The sequence below is a fragment of the Streptomyces botrytidirepellens genome, from assembly GCF_003721215.1.
Taxonomy (GTDB): Bacteria; Actinomycetota; Actinomycetes; order Streptomycetales; family Streptomycetaceae; genus Streptomyces; species Streptomyces himastatinicus.
The window spans coordinates 1-18,594 of sequence record NZ_RIBZ01000100.1; the positions used below are offsets into that span (position 1 = coordinate 1).

Annotated in this window: 19 protein-coding genes; 10 read left to right on the forward strand and 9 right to left on the reverse strand. The window is 71.4% G+C overall.

Translation table 11 applies throughout. The features are described from left to right. Both EEJ42_RS07815 and EEJ42_RS07820 read right to left on the reverse strand, forming a co-directional pair. The coding region (locus EEJ42_RS07815) for a helicase-related protein (RefSeq protein WP_123099243.1) at nt 1-1,431 on the reverse strand (1,431 nt) is incomplete at its 3' end. Nucleotides 1,432-1,450: 19 nt separating this feature from the next. Then, complete coding sequence (locus EEJ42_RS07820; protein WP_123099244.1) at nt 1,451-2,359, reverse strand: class I SAM-dependent methyltransferase; 909 nt, start codon at nt 2,357-2,359, stop codon at nt 1,451-1,453. 363 nt (nt 2,360-2,722) lie between these two features. Here EEJ42_RS07820 and rpsA point away from each other — a divergent pair, with 363 nt between their 5' ends. From rpsA to EEJ42_RS07840, 4 genes are all read left to right on the forward strand, one after another. Further along, the gene (gene rpsA / locus EEJ42_RS07825; RefSeq protein ID WP_123099245.1) at nt 2,723-4,231 is read left to right on the forward strand and encodes a 30S ribosomal protein S1; all 1,509 of its coding nucleotides are present in this window, start codon (nt 2,723-2,725) and stop codon (nt 4,229-4,231) included. A 220-nt stretch (nt 4,232-4,451) separates the two neighbouring features. Further along, entirely contained in the window at nt 4,452-5,396 is a 945-nt protein-coding gene (locus EEJ42_RS07830) for a PAC2 family protein (RefSeq protein WP_123099246.1), read from the forward strand. 107 nt (nt 5,397-5,503) lie between these two features. Further along, complete coding sequence (gene coaE / locus EEJ42_RS07835) at nt 5,504-6,109, forward strand: dephospho-CoA kinase (RefSeq protein WP_123099247.1); 606 nt, start codon at nt 5,504-5,506, stop codon at nt 6,107-6,109. 182 nt (nt 6,110-6,291) lie between these two features. Next, nucleotides 6,292-6,660 carry a tetratricopeptide repeat protein gene (locus tag EEJ42_RS07840; protein ID WP_123099248.1) on the forward strand — a complete coding sequence of 123 codons (369 nt, stop codon included), beginning with the start codon at nt 6,292-6,294 and terminating at the stop codon, nt 6,658-6,660. Nucleotides 6,661-6,694: 34 nt separating this feature from the next. Here EEJ42_RS07840 and EEJ42_RS07845 read toward each other — a convergent pair whose 3' ends face one another. Next, nucleotides 6,695-6,976 (reverse strand): DUF6343 family protein, encoded by a 282-nt coding sequence (locus EEJ42_RS07845; RefSeq protein WP_246096212.1) that lies wholly within the window; start codon nt 6,974-6,976, stop codon nt 6,695-6,697. Nucleotides 6,977-7,101: 125 nt separating this feature from the next. Here EEJ42_RS07845 and EEJ42_RS07850 point away from each other — a divergent pair, with 125 nt between their 5' ends. After that, nucleotides 7,102-8,235 (forward strand): ADP-ribosylglycohydrolase family protein, encoded by a 1,134-nt coding sequence (locus tag EEJ42_RS07850; RefSeq protein WP_123099249.1) that lies wholly within the window; start codon nt 7,102-7,104, stop codon nt 8,233-8,235. 16 nt (nt 8,236-8,251) lie between these two features. Here the strand turns inward: EEJ42_RS07850 and EEJ42_RS07855 are convergent, their stop codons facing one another. Then, nucleotides 8,252-9,472 (reverse strand): FUSC family protein, encoded by a 1,221-nt coding sequence (locus tag EEJ42_RS07855; protein ID WP_123099250.1) that lies wholly within the window; start codon nt 9,470-9,472, stop codon nt 8,252-8,254. A gap of 79 nt (nt 9,473-9,551) precedes the next feature. On the opposite strand from EEJ42_RS07855, the gene EEJ42_RS07860 reads away from it, so the two are divergent. Then, nucleotides 9,552-10,013 carry a type II toxin-antitoxin system PemK/MazF family toxin gene (locus EEJ42_RS07860; RefSeq protein ID WP_123099251.1) on the forward strand — a complete coding sequence of 154 codons (462 nt, stop codon included), beginning with the start codon at nt 9,552-9,554 and terminating at the stop codon, nt 10,011-10,013. Nucleotides 10,014-10,025: 12 nt separating this feature from the next. On the opposite strand, the gene EEJ42_RS07865 is transcribed toward EEJ42_RS07860, so the two are convergent. Beyond that, on the reverse strand, nt 10,026-10,577 hold the full coding sequence (locus EEJ42_RS07865) for a DUF1697 domain-containing protein (protein ID WP_123099252.1): 552 nt from the start codon (nt 10,575-10,577) through the stop codon (nt 10,026-10,028). 76 nt (nt 10,578-10,653) lie between these two features. On the opposite strand from EEJ42_RS07865, the gene EEJ42_RS07870 reads away from it, so the two are divergent. After that, the gene (locus EEJ42_RS07870; protein ID WP_123099258.1) at nt 10,654-11,301 is read left to right on the forward strand and encodes a nucleoside/nucleotide kinase family protein; all 648 of its coding nucleotides are present in this window, start codon (nt 10,654-10,656) and stop codon (nt 11,299-11,301) included. Between the two features lie 99 nt (nt 11,302-11,400). Here the strand turns inward: EEJ42_RS07870 and EEJ42_RS07875 are convergent, their stop codons facing one another. From EEJ42_RS07875 to EEJ42_RS07890, 4 genes are all read right to left on the reverse strand, one after another. After that, nucleotides 11,401-12,060, reverse strand: a complete 660-nt coding sequence (locus tag EEJ42_RS07875) for a DUF4360 domain-containing protein (RefSeq protein WP_123099253.1) — start codon at nt 12,058-12,060, stop codon at nt 11,401-11,403. 61 nt (nt 12,061-12,121) lie between these two features. After that, a complete protein-coding gene (locus EEJ42_RS07880; protein WP_009718781.1) occupies nt 12,122-12,763 on the reverse strand; it encodes a DUF4360 domain-containing protein in 642 nt (213 codons plus the stop codon). 273 nt (nt 12,764-13,036) lie between these two features. Continuing rightward, complete coding sequence (locus EEJ42_RS07885) at nt 13,037-13,615, reverse strand: methylated-DNA--[protein]-cysteine S-methyltransferase (protein ID WP_184502993.1); 579 nt, start codon at nt 13,613-13,615, stop codon at nt 13,037-13,039. 58 nt (nt 13,616-13,673) lie between these two features. Further along, complete coding sequence (locus tag EEJ42_RS07890) at nt 13,674-14,552, reverse strand: glycerophosphodiester phosphodiesterase (RefSeq protein WP_123099254.1); 879 nt, start codon at nt 14,550-14,552, stop codon at nt 13,674-13,676. 171 nt (nt 14,553-14,723) lie between these two features. On the opposite strand from EEJ42_RS07890, the gene uvrB reads away from it, so the two are divergent. The 3 genes from uvrB to EEJ42_RS07905 form a co-directional block, all read left to right on the forward strand. Continuing rightward, entirely contained in the window at nt 14,724-16,874 is a 2,151-nt protein-coding gene (gene uvrB / locus EEJ42_RS07895) for an excinuclease ABC subunit UvrB (protein WP_123099255.1), read from the forward strand. A gap of 209 nt (nt 16,875-17,083) precedes the next feature. Continuing rightward, a complete protein-coding gene (locus EEJ42_RS07900; RefSeq protein WP_123099256.1) occupies nt 17,084-17,662 on the forward strand; it encodes a TerD family protein in 579 nt (192 codons plus the stop codon). Between the two features lie 148 nt (nt 17,663-17,810). Next, nucleotides 17,811-18,594, forward strand: a 784-nt coding sequence (locus EEJ42_RS07905; RefSeq protein ID WP_148081886.1) for a TerD family protein, incomplete at its 3' end; no start/stop codon positions are given.

Here is an 18,594-nt window from a genome sequence, read left to right on the forward strand (position 1 = left end):
GAGGGCGCGGGCGAGGCGGGGGTGGAGGCCGAGGCGGGACATGCGGCGGCCGCGCTCGGTGGCGCGTCCGGCCGCGTCGACGGCGCCGATCGCGGTCAGCACCTCCCGCGCGGCGGTCATGGCCCCGCCGGGCGGTGGGTCGAGCAGGGCGAGGCCGGACGCGTCCGGGTCGCCCCAGCACGCCGCCTGGAGGGCGAAGGCCGTCAGGTCGGCCTCGGCGATCTCCGGCGACGGGAAGCGCGGCAGCCGGGCGTCCTCGGCCTCCGGCCAGCAGCGGTAGACCGTCCCCGGCGCCTCGCGCCCGGCCCGGCCCGCGCGCTGCCGGGCAGCGGCCCGCGACGCCCGTACGGTCGTCAGCGCGCTCAGCCCCCGCGCGTGGTCCATGCGCGGCTCGCGGGCGAGGCCGCTGTCGACGACGATCCGTACGCCCGGCACGGTCAGGNCGCTCAGCCCCCGCGCGTGGTCCATGCGCGGCTCGCGGGCGAGGCCGCTGTCGACGACGATCCGTACGCCCGGCACGGTCAGGCTCGACTCGGCGACCGAGGTCGCCAGCACCACCCGCCGCCGACCGCCGTCCGCGCCCGCGAGCACGGCCTCCTGTACGGCGGCGGGGGCGCGCCCGTGGACCTGGAGGACGTCCGCGTCGACGCCGCCCAGCAGCCCCGCCACCCGGCCGATCTCGCCGACGCCGGGCAGGAAGCACAGGACGTCACCGGACCGCTCGCGCAGCGCGCGCCGCACCACGTCCGCGACGTGGTCGAGCAGGGCTGGGTCCACGCGCATCCCATGCGGTGGGCGTACGGGGCGTACGGGCGGCGCCCACACCGCGTCGACGGGGTGCGACACGCCCGGGGCCGAGACGACCGGGGCGGGGTCGCCGCCGTCGCCGCCCAGCAGCCGCGCCCACCCCTCCGCGTCGGTCGTCGCCGACGCGGCGATCAGCCGCAGCTCCGGGCGCAGCGTGGCCTGGACGTCCAGCAGGAAGGCGGCCGCCGTGTCCGCGTCCAGGTGCCGCTCATGGCATTCGTCCAGCACGACGGCGTCGACTCCGGCCAGCTCCTGGTCCCGTTGCAGCCGCTGCACCAGCACCCCGGTGGTGACCACCTCGACCACGGTGCGGGGCCCGGCCTGCCGCTCCCCGCGGACGGTGAAGCCGACGCGTTCGCCGGTCCGCTCGCCGAGCAGCCACGCCATGCGCCGCGCGGCGGCCCGCGCCGCGATCCGGCGCGGCTCGGCCACCAGGACCCGGCGCACCGGTGAGCCGCCGTCGCCGCCGCCGTCCAGCAGCCCGGCCAGGACGAGCGGCACGAGGGTGGTCTTGCCGGTCCCGGGCGGTGCGCACAGCACCGCCGACCCCCGCCGGTCGAGCGCGCGCAGCAGCTCGGGGACGGCTTCGCGGACGGGGAGCTGGCCGAGGACGTCCGTACGCATGGCCGGTGGTGCCCCCCGCTCAGTCCCGCTCGCAGACGAAGACGGCCGTGCCCGGGATGAGGCCGCCGCGCAGCGGGGACCAGCCGCCCCACTCCTGACGGTTCCAGGCGGGCCATTCCGGTTCCACGAGGTCGATCAGTCGGAAGCCCCCGGCCACGACGTCCCGTACCCGGTCACCGAGGGTCCGGTGGTGTTCCACATAGACGGCACGGCCCGCGTCGTCCTGTTCCACATAAGGGGTGCGGTCGAAGTACGAGCCGGAGATGCTCAGCCCCTCGGGCCCCGGCTCGTCCGGGAACGCCCACCGCACCGGATGCGTCACCGAGAACACCCACCGGCCGCCCGGCCGCAGCACCCGGTGCACCTCGCGCATCACCCGCACCGGCTCCGCCACGAAGGGCACCGCCCCGTACGCGGAGCAGGCAAGGTCGAACGCGCCGTCCCGGAAGGGCAGCGCGGTCGCGTCGGCCTGGACCAGCGCGATTCCGGACGGGCCGCGGGCGGCCGCCCCCGCGTCGATCCGCTGGGCGTGCCGCAGCTGCCGGTGGGAGATGTCGAACGCCACGGGGCGGGCCCCGCGCGCCGCGAGCCAGCGCGAGCACTGCGCGGCGCCCGCGCCCACCTCCAGCACGTCGCGCCCTTCCAGCTGGTCCGCGGGCCCGAGCAGCCCGGCCTCCTCCTCGTCCAGCCCCTCCGGGCCCCAGATGAACCGGTCGTCGCCGAGGAAGGCGCCGTGCTCCTCCTGGTACTCGTCCGCGTTGCGGTCCCACCAGCCGCGGCTGGCCCGGCTGCTCTCGGTGTCGTCGGCGATCCGGCGGGTGGCGGTGGGCTCGAAGGCCTCTGGGGCCTCGTCGAGGGCCTCGTCAAGGGCCCCAAGGGCACTCTCGGGGGCCCTGAAGGCACCGCTGGGCTTGTGTTCTTGGACCATCGGGCGCGTCGTCGTACTCTCTGTATCGACCTGTGGCTGCGGGGCGCGGCACGAAACCGCGTCGCAGCAGTGACCTGCAAATTGCCGGGTTAGGGGCGTTAGTACCCACGTGCGCTCTTCGTGCATTGACCATGCCCGGCCGCCCCCGTATGCTACAAGTTGCGCTGCGGGCCTGCGCGACTCAGACGGAGCAGGCCGCGCTCGCATCTGTTGTATGTCCCCTCGGTTGTCGAGGCGCTTTCGGTCTCTGGAAAGATTCGGAAAGATTCACGCCTCACAGGCTGTCCGGCTTCGGCGGTGCGATAAGGGTCCTCGGCGTAGCAGTACCTACGACTCAATGTCCGTACCGGAGCCCTTTCCCACATGACGAGCAGCACCGAGGCAACCCGCACCACCCCGCAGGTGGCGGTCAACGACATCGGTTCCGAGGAAGCCTTCCTCGCCGCGATCGACGAGACGATCAAGTACTTCAACGACGGCGACATCGTCGACGGCGTCATCGTGAAGGTCGACCGGGACGAGGTCCTGCTCGACATTGGTTACAAGACCGAAGGCGTCATCCCTTCCCGTGAGCTTTCGATCAAGCACGACGTCGACCCGAACGAGGTCGTGGCCGTCGGCGATGAGATCGAGGCCCTGGTTCTCCAGAAGGAGGACAAGGAAGGCCGCCTGATCCTCTCGAAGAAGCGCGCCCAGTACGAGCGTGCCTGGGGCACCATCGAGAAGATCAAGGAAGAGGACGGGATCGTCACCGGTACCGTCATCGAGGTCGTCAAGGGTGGTCTCATCCTCGACATCGGCCTCCGCGGCTTCCTCCCCGCCTCCCTGGTCGAGATGCGCCGCGTCCGCGACCTCCAGCCCTACGTGGGCAAGGAGCTCGAGGCGAAGATCATCGAGCTGGACAAGAACCGCAACAACGTGGTCCTGTCCCGCCGCGCCTGGCTGGAGCAGACCCAGAGCGAGGTCCGTCAGACCTTCCTCACCACCCTCCAGAAGGGCCAGGTGCGCTCCGGCGTCGTCTCCTCCATCGTCAACTTCGGTGCCTTCGTGGACCTGGGTGGCGTGGACGGTCTGGTTCACGTCTCCGAGCTGTCCTGGAAGCACATCGACCACCCGTCCGAGGTCGTCGAGGTCGGCCAGGAGGTCACGGTCGAGGTCCTGGACGTCGACATGGACCGCGAGCGCGTCTCCCTGTCGCTCAAGGCGACCCAGGAAGACCCGTGGCAGCAGTTCGCCCGGACCCACCAGATCGGTCAGGTCGTCCCGGGTAAGGTCACCAAGCTCGTTCCGTTCGGTGCGTTCGTCCGCGTCGACGAGGGCATCGAGGGCCTGGTCCACATCTCCGAGCTGGCCGAGCGCCACGTGGAGATCCCGGAGCAGGTCGTCCAGGTCAACGACGAGATCTTCGTCAAGGTCATCGACATCGACCTCGAGCGCCGCCGCATCAGCCTCTCGCTGAAGCAGGCCAACGAGGCCTTCGGTGCCGACCCGTCCGTGGTCGAGTTCGACCCGACCCTGTACGGCATGGCCGCGTCGTACGACGACCAGGGCAACTACATCTACCCCGAGGGCTTCGACCCCGAGGCCAACGACTGGCTCGAGGGGTACGAGAAGCAGCGCGAGGAGTGGGAGCGTCAGTACGCCGACGCGCAGACCCGCTTCGAGCAGCACCAGGCGCAGGTCATCAAGTCCCGCGAGGCCGACGAGCAGGCCGCTGCCGAGGCCGGCAGCGGGGCTGCCCCGGCGCCCGGCGGCGGGCAGGCCTCCGGCGGCGGTTCGTACTCCTCGGAGTCGGCCGACAACTCCGGCGCCCTGGCGTCGGACGAGGCGCTGGCCGCGCTCCGCGAGAAGCTGGCCGGTGGCCAGAGCTGAACCGCTGCGCCGCTGACCGCTAGCGGCACCGGCTGAACGAGCGTGAGGCCCGTTCCCCTTCGGGGAGCGGGCCTCACGCGTGTTCCGGCGCATGTCCCGACCCACGCATGTCTCAGGGCGCAGACGGCCATGATGCGCACAGGAGTTGGGACCGGGGCCGGGAATGCGCCCGCCCCCGTGTGGTGTTTTCGCGTACGGAACACAAGGAGGAGCGGTCACAGTGCTTGATCCGCAGGATTTGTACGCGTGGGAACCGAGTGGGCTCGCCGAAGTCGACGCGATAGCCTCCCGGGATTCGGCCGGGCTGGTGCTGCTCTACCACTTCGACGGCTACATCGATGCCGGGGAGACCGGTGACCAGATCGTGGAGCGGCTGCTCGACGGGCTGCCGCGGCAGGTCGTCGCCCGCTTCGACCACGACCGGCTCGTCGACTACCGGGCCCGGCGCCCCCTGCTCACCTTCCAGCGCGACCGCTGGACGGCCTACGAGACCCCGGCGATCGAGCTCCACCTGGTGCGGGACGCGACCGCGGCGCCCTTCCTGCTGCTCTGCGGGCCCGAACCGGACGTGGAGTGGGAGCGTTTCGCGGCCGCGGTGCGGCAGATCGTCGAGCGGCTCGGCGTGCGGCTCGCGGTGAACTTCCACGGCATCCCGATGGGCGTGCCGCACACCCGGCCGGTGGGCCTCACCCCGCACGGCAACCGCACCGATCTGATGCCCGGCCACCGCGGCTACTTCGACGAGGCCCAGGTGCCCGGCAGCGCCGAGTCGCTGATCGAGTACCGGCTCGGCGAGGCGGGCCACGACGTCCTCGGGGTCGCCGCCCACGTCCCCCACTATCTGGCCCGGTCCGCCTACCCCGACGCGGCGCTCACCGCGCTGGAGGCGGTCACCGCGGCGACCGGCCTGGTGCTGCCGGGCGCCGCGCACGCGCTGCGCAACGAGGCGCTGAAGACGCAGGAGGAGATCGAGCGGCAGGTCGCGGAGGGGGACGACGAGCTGGTCGCGCTCGTACGGGGCCTTGAGCACCAGTACGACGCGGTGGCCGGGGCCGACAGCCGCGGCAACCTGGTCGCGGAACCGGCCGAGCTGCCGTCGGCGGACGAGCTGGGTGCCGAGTTCGAACGCTTCCTGGCCGAGCGGGAGGGCGAGGGCGGCGCCTGAGCGGCGGCCCCTCGGGCGGGCCCGTGCCTATGGAGCGGGCCCCGGGTCCATGGAGCGGGGCCCCGTGCCCATATAGCGGGGGCCCGTGCTCGTATAGCGTGGGCACCATGCTGAAGCTGGGGCTCACGGGCGGAATCGGCGCGGGCAAGAGCGAAGTCTCGCGGATGTTGGTCTCCTACGGCGCGGTGCTGATCGACTCCGATCGGATCGCCCGTGAGGTGGTCGAGCCCGGAACCCCCGGCCTCGCCGCCGTCGTCGCCGAGTTCGGGCCCGGGGTGCTGACCGCCGACGGCCGGCTCGACCGGCCGAAGCTCGGCGGGATCGTCTTCAACGACCCCGAGCGGCTGCGCGCCCTGAACGCCATCGTCCACCCCCTGGTCCGCGACCGCTCCGCCGAGCTCCAGGCGGGCGCCGGGCCGGAGGCGGTGGTCGTCCACGACGTTCCGCTGCTCGCCGAGAACGGCCTGGCGTCCCTGTACGACCTGGTGCTGGTCGTCGACGCCACGCCCGAGACCCAGCTCGACCGGCTGGTCCGGCTGCGCGGCATGACCGAGGACGAGGCGCGGGCCCGGATGGCGGCCCAGGCGACCCGCGAGGAGCGGCTGGCCGTCGCCGATGTCGTGATCGACAACGACGGCCCGCTGGAGGAGCTGGAGCCACAGGTCCGCAAGGTCTGGACGGAGCTGGTGGAACGGGCCGCCGCCACGGACTGAGGCGACGGGCCGCGCTTGCGGGGCGGGCATGCTTGCGGAGCGGGCCGAGGGGGAATGTGGCGCACCGGGTGGTTGTTGTGCTCCCCGTAACGACGATCATCACCGAGGGACCACCCAGGGACCACCGAGGGATCACCCCACACGGGGTCAATGATCACGCAAGCCCGGGGAAGGAAGCGGCTGTGCCCGAGCCCACGCCCGAGACCCATGTCATCGACTACCGCGCCGCGGAGCAGCTGCTCGCCGCCCGAGATCCGCGAGGCGCCGTCAAGCTGCTCGACTCGGTCATCACCGCCCACCCCGAGAACACCGCGGCCCGGCTGCTGCGGGCCCGCGCGTTCTTCGGCGCGGCCCAGCTCCGCGCCGCGGAACTGGAATTCCACATCGTGCTGGAGCGCGAGCCGGACAACGCGTTCGCCCACTTCGCCCTCGCCCGAACGCTGGAGCGCGCCTCCCGCCGGGCCGAGGCGACCCGCCACTTCCGCCTCGCCGCGGCGCTCGATCCGCGCCCGGACTTCGTGGAGGCGGCGCGGTTCGGCGAGCAGGGCTGAGCCGAGCTGAGCCGGGCCGAAACAGGGGGCGGCGCTAGCGCCGCCGCCCCCTGACCGGCGCGTACGGCGGCACGTCCCGCCCCGGCTGGTAGTGCGGCCCCTGCCGGATGTGCCGGATGACCAGGGCCACGTCGATCAGGGTGATCGCGGCGATCGCCGCGCAGGCGGCCGCCCAGCCCGGCCTGCCCGCGAGTACGAAGGCCACCGTGCCGCCGGCGGTCCACAGCAGCCCCCAGACGGCGAGCCACAGGCGCATGCGCAGCGGGCTGCGGGCATGTGCGGGCTCATCGCCCGTACGGATGAATCGCATCGACATCACAGGCATCTCCCACCCACCCCCTGCTTCGACGCTACCGCGCCGGGGCCTGTCGGTGTGGTCTGCGATCATGTGCTGAGCACACGGGAGCTGTGCAGCCATCCGCACAGGAAAGGGAGTCGCACGTGATCCAGCAGTCCTGGGACGAATCGGCCGCCCGGCGGGCCCGCATCCGCGGCTGTCTGCTGGCCGGCGCGATCGGTGACGCGATCGGCAACCCGATCGAGTTCCGCTCCCTGTCGGGGATCCGTGAGGCGTACGGCCCGGCGGGCGCCACCGGCTTCGTCCCGGATGACAGCGGCGTCGCGGGCCGGATCACCGACGACACCCAGATGACGCTGTTCACGGCCGAGGGGCTGATCCGGGCCCACGCGCTCGCGTCCGCCGAGGGCGCCGGGGGCGCCGTGATCGCCGTCATCCGCCGGGCGTACCTGCGCTGGCTGGACACCCAGAACTATCCCGAGCCGCCGCGCCAAAGGACCCCGGAGGACATCGGCCGCTCCGGCTGGCTGCGCACCCATCCGTGGCTGTACGCCCGCCGCGCGCCCGGCAACGCGTGCCTCTCCGGCCTCCTCGAAGGCCACACCCCCGCCGTGGACGCCCCCCTCTACGGCGGCCCGGGCCCGGTGAACGGCGGCTCCAAGGGCTGCGGCACCGTGATGCGGTCGGCCCCGTTCGGCCTCACCGGTCTGCCCGCCCGCGACTGCTTCGAACTCGCCGCCCGCTGCGCCCAGATCACCCACGGCCACCCGACCGGCTACCTCGCGGCGGGCGCCCTGGCCGCGATCGTCGCGTACCTCCTCGAAGGCGACTCCCTGGAGGGCGCCACCCTGCGCACCCTGGAGATCCTCCGCGGCTATCCGCGGCACGAGGAGACCGCCACCGCCCTGCGCCGCGCGATCGACCTGGCGGCCGGGGGCGACCCCACCGCGGAGAAGGTCGAGTCGCTCGGCGGCGGGTGGATCGCCGAGGAAGCGCTGGCCATCGGGGTCTACGCGGCCCTGGCGGGCCCCAGCCTCCCGGCGGCGCTGCTGCTGTCCGTCAACCACTCGGGCGACAGCGACTCGACCGGCTCGATCTGCGGCAACCTGCTGGGCGTCCACCACGGCGACCTGCGCCTGCCGCCGTCCTGGCTGGCGCAGGTGGAGGGCCGCGGCACGATAGCCGAGCTGGCCGATGACTTCGCCGCCGTATTCCACCCGTCCGCCCAGCCGTACGACGCCACGGTCTTCCCCCAGGACCGCTACCCGCTGAACTGACCACCCGCTGAACTGACTACGTGCTCAACTGGCCGCTCCGGTCGCCGCGGAGGCGGCGCCGGAGCTTGCGGAGGGCGGGGAAGCGGTCGCGCTTTTCGCGGGTGCTGCGGTCCAGTTCTTCCATGAGGCGCCGGGAGCGCTGCTCCATGTCCAGTTCGGCGAGGATGCGGTCGACCTCGGCCAGCAGGGCGCCCTGGAGCTGCCATTGGCCCGGGTGGCGCTGGACGCGGCGGAGGAGGAGGTGGGCGGCCTCGTCGCGGCAGGCGTGGGCCCGGGACAGCTCGGTGGCCAGGTGGGATTCGGCCTCCTCGGCGTTGGCGCTGATCGAGCTGGTGACCAGCACGGCGAAGCTTTCGACGGCGGCGGCGGTGTAGCGGAAGAGGCGCTCCAGCGCCTCGGCCACGTCGGCGGGGAAGAGGGGTTCGTCCGTCCGCTTCTTGGCGAGGTCGGTGAGGGTGCGGGTGAGGACGCGCAGGACGACCGTGCAGATCTCCAGGGTGTCCAGGCCGGTGCGCAGCACCACCCGGTGCAGCAGGCCCTCCTTGACCCGGGGGTTGAGGCGGACGCTGTCCTCGGCCTGCCGGAGCGCGGCGTCGACCTGGGAGATGTCGTGGTCGAGGCGGCGGGCCTCGTGGAGGCGGGCGGCGGCGCGTTCGACCGGGGTGGGGCTGCCCAGCTCCTCGGCCATGTGCAGCAGGAGCTGACGCATCCGGCGGGCCAGGTCCACGATGGACTCGCCCGCGGTCTGGACCCAGACGGGCGGCGCGAACAGGAAGTTGAAGGCCAGTCCGACGACGGCCCCGATCAGGGTCTCCAGCACCCGGGACCAGGCGGTGGTGGTCACCTGGCTCACGCCGAGGACGAGCATGGCGCTGATCGCCACCTCGGGGACGAACTCGCTCACCCGCGCGAAGTGACCGGCCGTCAGCGAGGCGAGGATGATCAGGCCCAGGCTCCACCAGGTCAGCCCGACCAGGATGGAGAAGGCGATGGCGAGCAGGACGCCCACCACCACGGCGTTCACCCGGCGGATGCCGGTGGTGAGGGTCGCGAAGAGGGTCACCTGCACCACGAGCAGCGCGGTGAGCGGGGCGGTCAGCGGGGCCGCTTCGGTGCTCAGTTGGAGGGCGACGACGTAGGAGATGGTCGCGGCCGCCGCGGAACGCAGGGTCTGGACGACGACGGGGGCTTTGCGGCGCTTGACGAGGTCCGCCACCGGGTCGAGGACATCAGGCACATGCTTGTCCCTTCCCGCTGCGTCCGCGACGGGTACCGCGCCGCCGCCCGGCCACCTCGGACGGGCTAACGTGTGGGGCGTGATCAGGCCATTCAAGGGGACCGAAGACGACGAGGCGCTGCCCGGGAGCACCGGCCCCACCGCCACCGTCGAAGCCGCGCCGCGCCAGGTCGGGCGGGTACGGACCGAGTACGCACCGGATCCGGACGGGGACCCCGATCCGGGCGAGATCGTCTGGACGTGGGTTCCGTACGAGGAGAACGACGGCCGCGGCAAGGACCGGCCGGTGCTGGTCGTCGCGCGTGAGCGCGGCGGCACGCTGCTGGCCGTACAGCTGTCGAGCAAGCGGCACGACGGCGACCACGAGTGGGTGGCGATCGGCGACGGGCCGTGGGACCGGGCCGGGCGGGACTCCTGGGTCGACCTGGACCGCGTCCTGCGGGTGCATCCGGACGGCATGCGGCGCGAGGCGTGTGCGCTGGACCGGCCGCGCTTCGACCTGGTCGTGATGCGGCTGCGGCAGCGGTACGGCTGGCGCTGAGCCGTACCGGCATCAGGTGTCGGCGAGCGCCAGCAGCTTGGTGACCGTGTTCCAGTTGCGGGCGGTGGCCGTCACCCCGAGCCGGGGGTTGGTGAGCTTCGCGGCCAGCTTGGAACGGCCGAGTCCGCCCGGCAGGTGGAGGTAGAGCTCGCGCCCGACGAGCCGGAACTCGTCGGGCGCGTACGCGGCTGTGTTCAGAGCGTTCAGCGCGTCCAGCGCCGAGGTGTCGGTGGGCACGTCCGACAGGAAGACCACGTGCAGGGTCTTGGGCTCGGCCGCGGCGGCGGGGTACGGGTTGGCGTCCACGACGGCGGCCAGCTCGTCGCGGGTCCGCACCATCACGGGTACGGAGAAGCCCAGGTCGGCGGCGAAGGCGTCCTCGAGCGTGCGGGCCGTGCGGTCGGGCGGGGTGCCGGGGTCGGCGAAGACGATGTTGCCGGTCTGGAGGTGGACGGTGACGTCCTCGAACCCCAGCTCGGCCATCAGCGCGCGCTGCCGCGCCATCGGGAACTTCTTGTTGCCGCCCACGTTGATGCCGCGCAGCAGCGCTATCTGGGATGCCATGGCCGGATCTCCTGACGTGACGCCTGCGGGGAGCGTACCCGCAGCGCGCCGGGCGGGGCACGGCATCATGGGGTGGGTGCGGCTCGAAGCGATCACCTGGGAACGGCTGACCGACGCGACCGCCGACCGCATCGCCGGAATGACGGCGGCGGACGGCGGCCCCTGGCTCAGGGTGGCGGTCGACGGCGCCCCCGCGGCGCGCCCCGGGGAGCTGGCCCGGGACCTGGCGGAGGCGCTGCGGATACGCGGGCGCCCGGTGCTCGTGGTCGCGGCGGCGGGGTTCCTGCGGCCCGCGTCACTGCGCTACGAGTACGGGAAGCGGGACGCCGACGCGTACTACGACCGCTGGCTGGACACCGGAGCCCTGTGGCGCGAGGTCTTCACCCCGCTGGAGCCGGGGCCGGGCGGTACGGGGCGGGTGCTGCCCGACCTGTGGGACCCGGCGACCGACCGGGCCACTCGCAGCCCCTACGCCGAACTGCCGCCGGGCGGGGTACTGCTGCTGCACGGCGCGCTGCTGCTGGGGCACTGGTTCCCGTTCGACCTGTCGGTGCACCTGTGGCTGACACGGGCCGCCCTCGGCCGCCGCACCGAGGAGGACGAGCGCTGGACGCTGCCCGCCTTCGCGCGGTACGAGGACGAGGTGCGGCCCGTCGAGAGCGCCGACATCGTGGTGCGGGCGGACGACCCCCGGCACCCGGCGTGGCACCGCCCGGAACCGTAGGGCCGTCTGGGGGGACCGGCCTGGTTCCGTTCCGGGGATTGCCGGGGAGTTCCCGGGGTTTCCCGGGCTTCCTGAGGGCTGTCCGTCCGCCTCCGCGCGCTACTTCTTCTGCGGGCATTCCTTCCACGCGAAGTGGTAGGTGGTGCTCACGTCGCCGTCCGTCGAGTCCATGGTGATGAAGCTCGTCGTGTCCGTGGTGTTCGACGACCCGGCGTTGACCCGCAGCTCGGTGTTGATGTTGAAGTTCCGCAGCTCACCGCAGGGGGACCAGACCACGGTGGCGATGTCGGCCGTGTCGGTGACCTGCCAGTTGTCGTCGTAGGAGCCGCTGAAGTCATGCGAGCTCGACGTCGTCTGCGACTGGCCCTGGAAGTAGTACGAGGCCTTCTCGGTGGCGGAGGCGCCCTTCTCCAGGTGGGCGTAGCCCCGGTAGTCGACGCTGGCGATGGCGTAGGAGAAGCCCTGCGGCACATGCGTGACCAGGTTCAGCTGGCAGTTCTTCCTGAAGTCGGTCGGCTTGGAGCCCTTGCCCACCTGGGCGAGGTAATTGCTGTAGGTGACCGTGAACGCGGTGTTGTCGGGAGAGACGGCCACCGCCGCCGTTCCGGCCGGACAGCCCGAGCCGTTGACGGTCGCGACCTTGATCACGATCTTGTCGGGTGGCACGGTGCCGAACGGTGGTTGCGCGTATGCCTGGGAGGTGAGCGTCGAGGCGAATAACGCCGCGACCACGCCGCCTGCGTACAGAACACCGGGCATGATTCTCCATTCGATGGTGGATTTACCCGCCCTGCCGGAGGGTCCCGCCCCGCTGGAAGGGCTAGGGGCATTCCTTCCAGGCCAGGTGGTAAATGGTGTTGGCTCCGCCGTCCGTCGAGTCCATGGCCATGAAGCTGGTGGTCCCGGTCGCGGAGGTGCCCGCACTTACCCGCAGTTCGGTGTTGATGTTGAAGTTGCGGTCCTGGCCGCACGGCGCCCACACCAGGGCGCTGTATTCCGTGCTGTCGGTGGTCTGCCAGTTGTCGTTGTACGGACCGCTGAACTCATGGGTGCGCGATGCCGTGTCCGACGACCCCTGGAAGTAGTAACTCGCCTTCTCGGTGCCCTTCGCGCCCTTTTGCAGGGAGCCGTAGCCGCGGTAGTCGACCTGGGCGATGGCGTAGGTGAACCCCTGCGGCACGTGAACGCCCAAGTTGAGCTGGCAGTTCTTACGGATGTCGGTGGGGTTCGAACTGGGGCCGACCTGGGCGAGGTAGTCGCTGTAGGTCACGGTGAATGCCGTGTTGTCACCGGCCACGGCCACCGCTGCGGTCCCTTTCGGGCAGCCCGAGCCGTTCACGGTATTGACGCTGATCTGGATCTTTTCCGGCGGTACATCGGGGGCCGAGGAAACACCCTGGGCGGAAAAGGCGGAGGCGAATAACGCCGCGGCCGCGCCGCCGGCGAGCAGAACACCGGACATGGCTCTCCAATTCGATCATCGGGGGACGTGGTTGAGCCGTGAAGGAACGCGTACGTCTTTCGAGCGTGAGCGGGAAGAGCGGAGGGAAGAGCAGAAGGAAGAGCGGAAGAACGAAAGAGCGTTACCGCGTACCTGAATGTGCTTGCGTAGCATTCTCGCCGGGTGGGGCCCGCGAGCGCTCTTAAGGTAAGGGCGGAACGGGTCCATGACAAGATGCCGGTGGATTTCCGCGGCAAGATATTTTCGAACCCGGTAACCGGAGAACCCTTCCGGTCAGAAAAGCGGTTGCGGAAGTACCCCTTCCAGGGCCAGCAGGGTCCGCTTGGTCTCCAGCCCGCCGCCGAAGCCGCCTATGCCGCCGTCGCTCTCCACGACGCGATGGCAGGGAACCACCACCGGCAGCGGATTGCTGCCCATGGCCACCCCGACCGCACGGGCGGCGTCCGGCTCGCCGACGCGGCGGGCGAGGTCCTGGTAGCCGACGACCGTGCCGTACGGAACGCGGGCGGCCAGCTCGCGCAGCACCCGGCGGTTGAAGCCGGTGGACAGGGACCAGTCCAGCGGCACGGTGAACGCCTGCGTCTGCTCGGCGAAGTAGCTCTCCACCTGCCGTATCGCCTCGGTGAGAGGCGCGCCGGGCTCGGGCGCGGGGCCGGTGCCGAGGCGGCGGGTGAGCCGGTCGACGGCCGCGGCCGCCGTCTTCGGGTCGGCATGGAAGACCACGTTGACCAGCCCCTGGCCGGTGGCCGCGAGCAGCAGGGGACCGATGGGCGTGTCGGACACCGCCCAGGACCAGTCGTGGGTCTCCTGCCGCTCGGACTGCCGCTCCGGCTGCCGCTGCTCGTTCGTCACACCTTCAGCGTAGGCGGGGGGTCCGACAGCCCCCGTCACGCGCTGCTGTCAGCCGCCGTCAGCGGACGTCGTCCAGCGCCTCCCGCACCACATCGGGCTTGTTGGTGATGATCCCGTCCACCCCCATCCGCGCGACCTTGACCGCGTTCGGGGCGTCGTTCACCGTCCAGGTGTAGACCTCCAGCGGACGGCCGTGGGCACCGCGCACCGCCTGGATCTCCTCCACGTACGCGGCGTCGATCGTCGTGTGGCTCGGGTTGATCTGGTCGGCGAACTCCGCGTACCGCGGCAGATCGGCGACGGGCGGGGTGCCCAGGAAACCGGTCTTGACGTCCCGCCGCAGCTTGTGGACCGCCTGGACGGAGTCGGCGCTGAAGCTCTGCACGATCAGCCGCCTGAGGTGCTTGCGGTCCAGCCAGCCCTCCCGGCGCAGCTCGCGCAGCGCCTGCCGCTCGATGCCCGGGTACAGTTCCGGCGCCTTGATCTCCATCAGCAGCTTCTGGTGGTTGTCCGAAACCCGATCCAGGTACTCCTCCAGGGTCGGCACCGGCTCGCCCGCGAACTTCGACCCGAACCAGCTCCCGGCGTCAAGTTTCTCGATCTCGTCCAGGGTGAAGTCGGAGATCTTCCAGGGGGCGCGGTCCGGGAAGACCTCCTCGACGTCGGTGGTCCGGTTCAGGGTGGTGTCGTGCATGATGATCAGCTCCCCGTCCCGGGTGCGCTGCACATCGTTCTCCACCCAGTCGATGCCCAGGTCATCGGCGGCGTCGACGGCGGCCAGCGTGTTCTCGGGGGCGTAGGCGGAGGCGCCCCGGTGCGCCACCGTGACCGTGTGGTGGTGCGATGCGCCGGCGGCGGCCTGCGCCGTCGTGGGGAGGAAGAGCGCCGAGACACCCAGGAGAGCGCCGGATAACGCGGCGGCGGGGCGGATCTGCATACGGACTCCTCGCGTCGTCTGACTCGTGGACGGCCGAAGCGTGCCAGACCAGCCGTACCGGAGGACAGTCACAGAAAAGCCGTACATTGATCCATCCCGTACCCCTCCCGGAGCGGCCGCGGGAGCGGGAGGCCGGGGCCGTTGTCAGTGGCGAGTCGTACGGTGGGTCTCATGCGGCCCGTGACTCAGATCGAACGCAAGGTGGCGCCCTTCGAGGTCGTCAGCCCGTACCAGCCCAGCGGCGACCAGCCCACGGCCATCGCCGACCTGGACCGGCGCATCCGCGGCGGTGAGAAGGACGTCGTGCTGCTCGGCGCGACCGGCACCGGCAAGTCCGCGACCACCGCGTGGATGATCGAGAAGCTTCAGCGGCCCACGCTCGTCATGGCGCCGAACAAGACGCTGGCGGCCCAGCTCGCCAACGAGTTCCGCGAGCTGCTGCCGAACAACGCGGTCGAGTACTTCGTCTCGTACTACGACTACTACCAGCCCGAGGCGTACGTACCGCAGTCGGACACCTACATCGAGAAGGACTCCTCGATCAACGAGGAGGTCGAGCGGCTGCGCCACTCCGCGACGAACTCGCTGCTCACCCGGCGCGATGTGGTCGTGGTGGCCTCCGTCTCCTGCATCTACGGCCTGGGCACCCCGCAGGAGTACGTGGACCGCATGGTGCCGCTCAAGGTCGGCGAGGAGATCGACCGCGACCAGCTGCTGCGCCGCTTCGTGGACATCCAGTACGCGCGCAACGACATGGCGTTCACCCGGGGCACCTTCCGGGTCCGCGGCGACACCATCGAGATCTTCCCGGTCTACGAGGAGCTGGCGGTCCGGATCGAGATGTTCGGCGACGAGATCGAGGCGCTGTCGACGCTCCACCCGCTCACCGGCGAGGTGATCAGCGACGACCAGGAGCTGTATGTGTTCCCGGCCAGCCACTACGTGGCCGGACCCGAGCGCATGGAGAAGGCCATCGCCGGGATCGAGGCCGAGCTGGAGCAGACGCTGGCCCGGCTGGAGAAGCAGGGCAAGCTGCTGGAGGCCCAGCGGCTGCGGATGCGCACCACGTACGACATCGAGATGATGCGGCAGATCGGCACCTGCTCCGGCATCGAGAACTACTCGCTGCACATCGACGGCCGGGAGAGCGGCTCCCCGCCGCACACCCTGCTCGACTACTTCCCGGACGACTTCCTCCTGGTCATCGACGAGTCGCATGTCACCGTGCCGCAGATCGGCGCGATGTACGAGGGCGACGCGTCCCGGAAGCGCACGCTGATCGAGCACGGTTTCCGGCTGCCCTCCGCGCTCGACAACCGCCCGCTGAAGTGGGAGGAGTTCCTCGAGCGGGTCGGCCAGACCGTCTATCTCTCCGCGACCCCCGGGACGTACGAGATGTCCCGCGGCGACGGCTTCGTGGAGCAGATCATCCGGCCGACCGGCCTGGTCGACCCCGAGGTCGTGGTCAAGCCCACCGACGGGCAGATCGACGATCTGATCCATGAGATCCGCACCCGCACCGAGAAGGACGAGCGGGTCCTCGTCACCACCCTCACCAAGAAGATGGCCGAGGACCTGACGGACTACATGCTCGAACTGGGCATCCAGGTGCGCTATCTGCACAGCGACGTGGACACCCTGCGCCGTGTGGAGCTGCTGCGCGAGCTGCGCGCGGGCGAGTTCGACGTCCTGGTCGGCATCAACCTGCTGCGGGAGGGCCTCGACCTGCCGGAGGTCTCGCTGGTCGCCATCCTCGACGCGGACAAGGAGGGCTTCCTGCGCTCCGGCACCTCCCTGATCCAGACCATCGGCCGTGCCGCCCGTAACGTCTCGGGCCAGGTCCACATGTACGCCGACAAGGTCACCCCGGCGATGGAGAAGGCCATCGACGAGACCAACCGCCGCCGGGAGAAGCAGATCGCGTTCAACGAGAAGAACGGGATCGACCCGCAGCCCCTGCGCAAGAAGATCGGCGACATCGTGGCGACCCTCGCGCGTGAGGAGATCGACACCAAGGAGCTGCTGGAAACCGGCTACCGCAAGTCGGCGGACCAGGGCAAGGGAGCGGGCAAGGGGCAGGCGAAGGCGCCGGTGCCCGCCCTGGCGTCCCACAAGACGGGCGTCAAGGAGGCGAAGGGGGCGAAGGACGGCGAGCTGACCGACCGTCCGGCCGCCGAACTGGCCGAGCTGATCGAGGAGATGACCGACCGGATGAAGGCCGCGGCGGCGGAGCTCCAGTTCGAGGTCGCGGCCCGGCTGCGGGACGAGGTCGGGGAGCTGAAGAAGGAGCTGCGGCAGATGAGGGAGGCCGGGCTCTCCTGACCCCTGGGGCGGTTGGGGTCCGCCGTGGTCGCGCTGTGGTTCCGCCGTGGTCCCGCTGTGTTGCAAGACCGACACAAAAGCCCGCTCGCCTGGCCGGAGTGCTGGTGGGCGTGCATAGGGTTTTCGGGAGGGCCGTGCACACGGCGCGGCCGTGGCCGTGCCGCGGCGGTGGCCACGGGGAAACCGAGAGACGAGAGTAGGGACAGCGCGTGACGGTCAACATGTCCAAGGGACAGGCCATCAGCCTGCAGAAGGCCGACGGGGGCACCCTGACCGCGGTGCGGATGGGACTGGGCTGGCAGGCGGCGCCCCGCCGCGGACTGTTCGGCTCCCGCACACGTGAGATCGACCTCGACGCGTCGGCGGTCCTCTTCGCCGACAAGCAGCCGACCGACGTCGTGTTCTTCCGCCACCTGGTGAGCGACGACGGCTCGGTGCGCCACACCGGCGACAACCTGGTCGGCGGTGCCGGTCAGGGCGGTGACGACGAGGCGATCCTGGTCGACCTCCAGCGGGTTCCGGTGCACATCGACCAGATCGTCTTCACGGTGAACTCCTTCACCGGCCAGACCTTCGCCGAGGTGCAGAACGCGTTCTGCCGACTGGTCGACGAGACCAACGGCCAGGAGCTGGCCCGCTACACCCTCACCGGTGGCGGCCAGTACACCGCGCAGATCATGGCCATCGTGCAGCGCCAGGGCAGCGCCTGGCAGATGAAGGCCGTGGGCGAGCCCGCCAACGGCCGTACCTTCCAGGACCTGATGCCGCACATCGTGCCGCACCTGTAAGCGGAAGTGGTTGTCCCGTCGGCCCGGTGGTGCGTCTGCCCGCCGGGCCGACGCGCTCATGCGGCACGGTCCGCACACCACCACGGCGCCTACCGCGCGGCACCACGCACGACCACGCACACAACGGAACACAACGAGGGGACGCACGATGACGGCCGAGCTGGTCCGGGGGCAGAACCACCCGCTGCCCCAGACCCGTTTGGAGATCCGGATCTCGGCGGGTAATCCGATCGTGGCCGGGGCGACACTCGGCGATGAGCAGGGCACGGTGCGGGGCGTGGAGTGGGTCGCGCACCCCGCCTCGCCGCAGCTGCCCGGCATCGAAGTGTCCAAACAGGCGGCGGCCGCCCATCGGCTCGCCGTCGACCTCGACGCGCTGCCCGAGGGCGTCCACCGGGTGCATGTGCTGCTCGCCCTGGTGAGCGGGGCAGGCGGCCCGGTCCGGTTCGGCGCCATGCCCGCGCCGTTCGTCGCCGTCACGGGCCTCGACGGCACCGAGGTGGCCGGTTACACCATCACCGACCTGGACGCGGAGTCCGCGGTGGTCGCCCTGGAGCTGTACCGCAGGCAGGGCGCCTGGAAGGTGCGCGCGGTGGGCCAGGGGTACGCGGGCGGGCTGGCCGAGATGCTGCGGGACCAGGGGCTGCCCCAGGCCGCCGAGCTGGCCGCCGAGATCAACGACGCGGTGGCGCGCGGCATGGCCCGCTCGGTGGCCCAGCCCCCGCCGCGTGCTGCCGGGGGCGACGGCCGGGTGCGTACGGCCACGGCGGGCACCGGTGCCGCGCCGGACACCCCGGCCCAGCCGCAGACTCAGCCGCAGACCCAGGCGGGGGCCCAGCCGTCGTCCGCGGGGGACACGTCCCCGGGCGGGCCGATCAACTACCAGCACCCCGGGCGCCGTACCGCCGCGCCGCCCACGCCCCCGCCCACCG

Bases quoted from the DNA above. Each gene is read 5' to 3' on its own strand.
- EEJ42_RS07820 (WP_123099244.1), bottom strand. From the start codon at position 2,359: ATGGTCCAAGAACACAAGCCCAGCGGTGCCTTCAGGGCCCCCGAGAGT.
- rpsA (WP_123099245.1), top strand. From the start codon at position 2,723: ATGACGAGCAGCACCGAGGCAACCCGCACCACCCCGCAGGTGGCGGTC.
- coaE (WP_123099247.1), top strand. From the start codon at position 5,504: ATGCTGAAGCTGGGGCTCACGGGCGGAATCGGCGCGGGCAAGAGCGAA.
- EEJ42_RS07845 (WP_246096212.1), bottom strand. From the start codon at position 6,976: ATGTCGATGCGATTCATCCGTACGGGCGATGAGCCCGCACATGCCCGC.
- EEJ42_RS07865 (WP_123099252.1), bottom strand. From the start codon at position 10,577: ATGGCATCCCAGATAGCGCTGCTGCGCGGCATCAACGTGGGCGGCAAC.
- EEJ42_RS07875 (WP_123099253.1), bottom strand. From the start codon at position 12,060: ATGCCCGGTGTTCTGTACGCAGGCGGCGTGGTCGCGGCGTTATTCGCC.
- EEJ42_RS07880 (WP_009718781.1), bottom strand. From the start codon at position 12,763: ATGTCCGGTGTTCTGCTCGCCGGCGGCGCGGCCGCGGCGTTATTCGCC.
- EEJ42_RS07890 (WP_123099254.1), bottom strand. From the start codon at position 14,552: ATGCAGATCCGCCCCGCCGCCGCGTTATCCGGCGCTCTCCTGGGTGTC.
- uvrB (WP_123099255.1), top strand. From the start codon at position 14,724: ATGCGGCCCGTGACTCAGATCGAACGCAAGGTGGCGCCCTTCGAGGTC.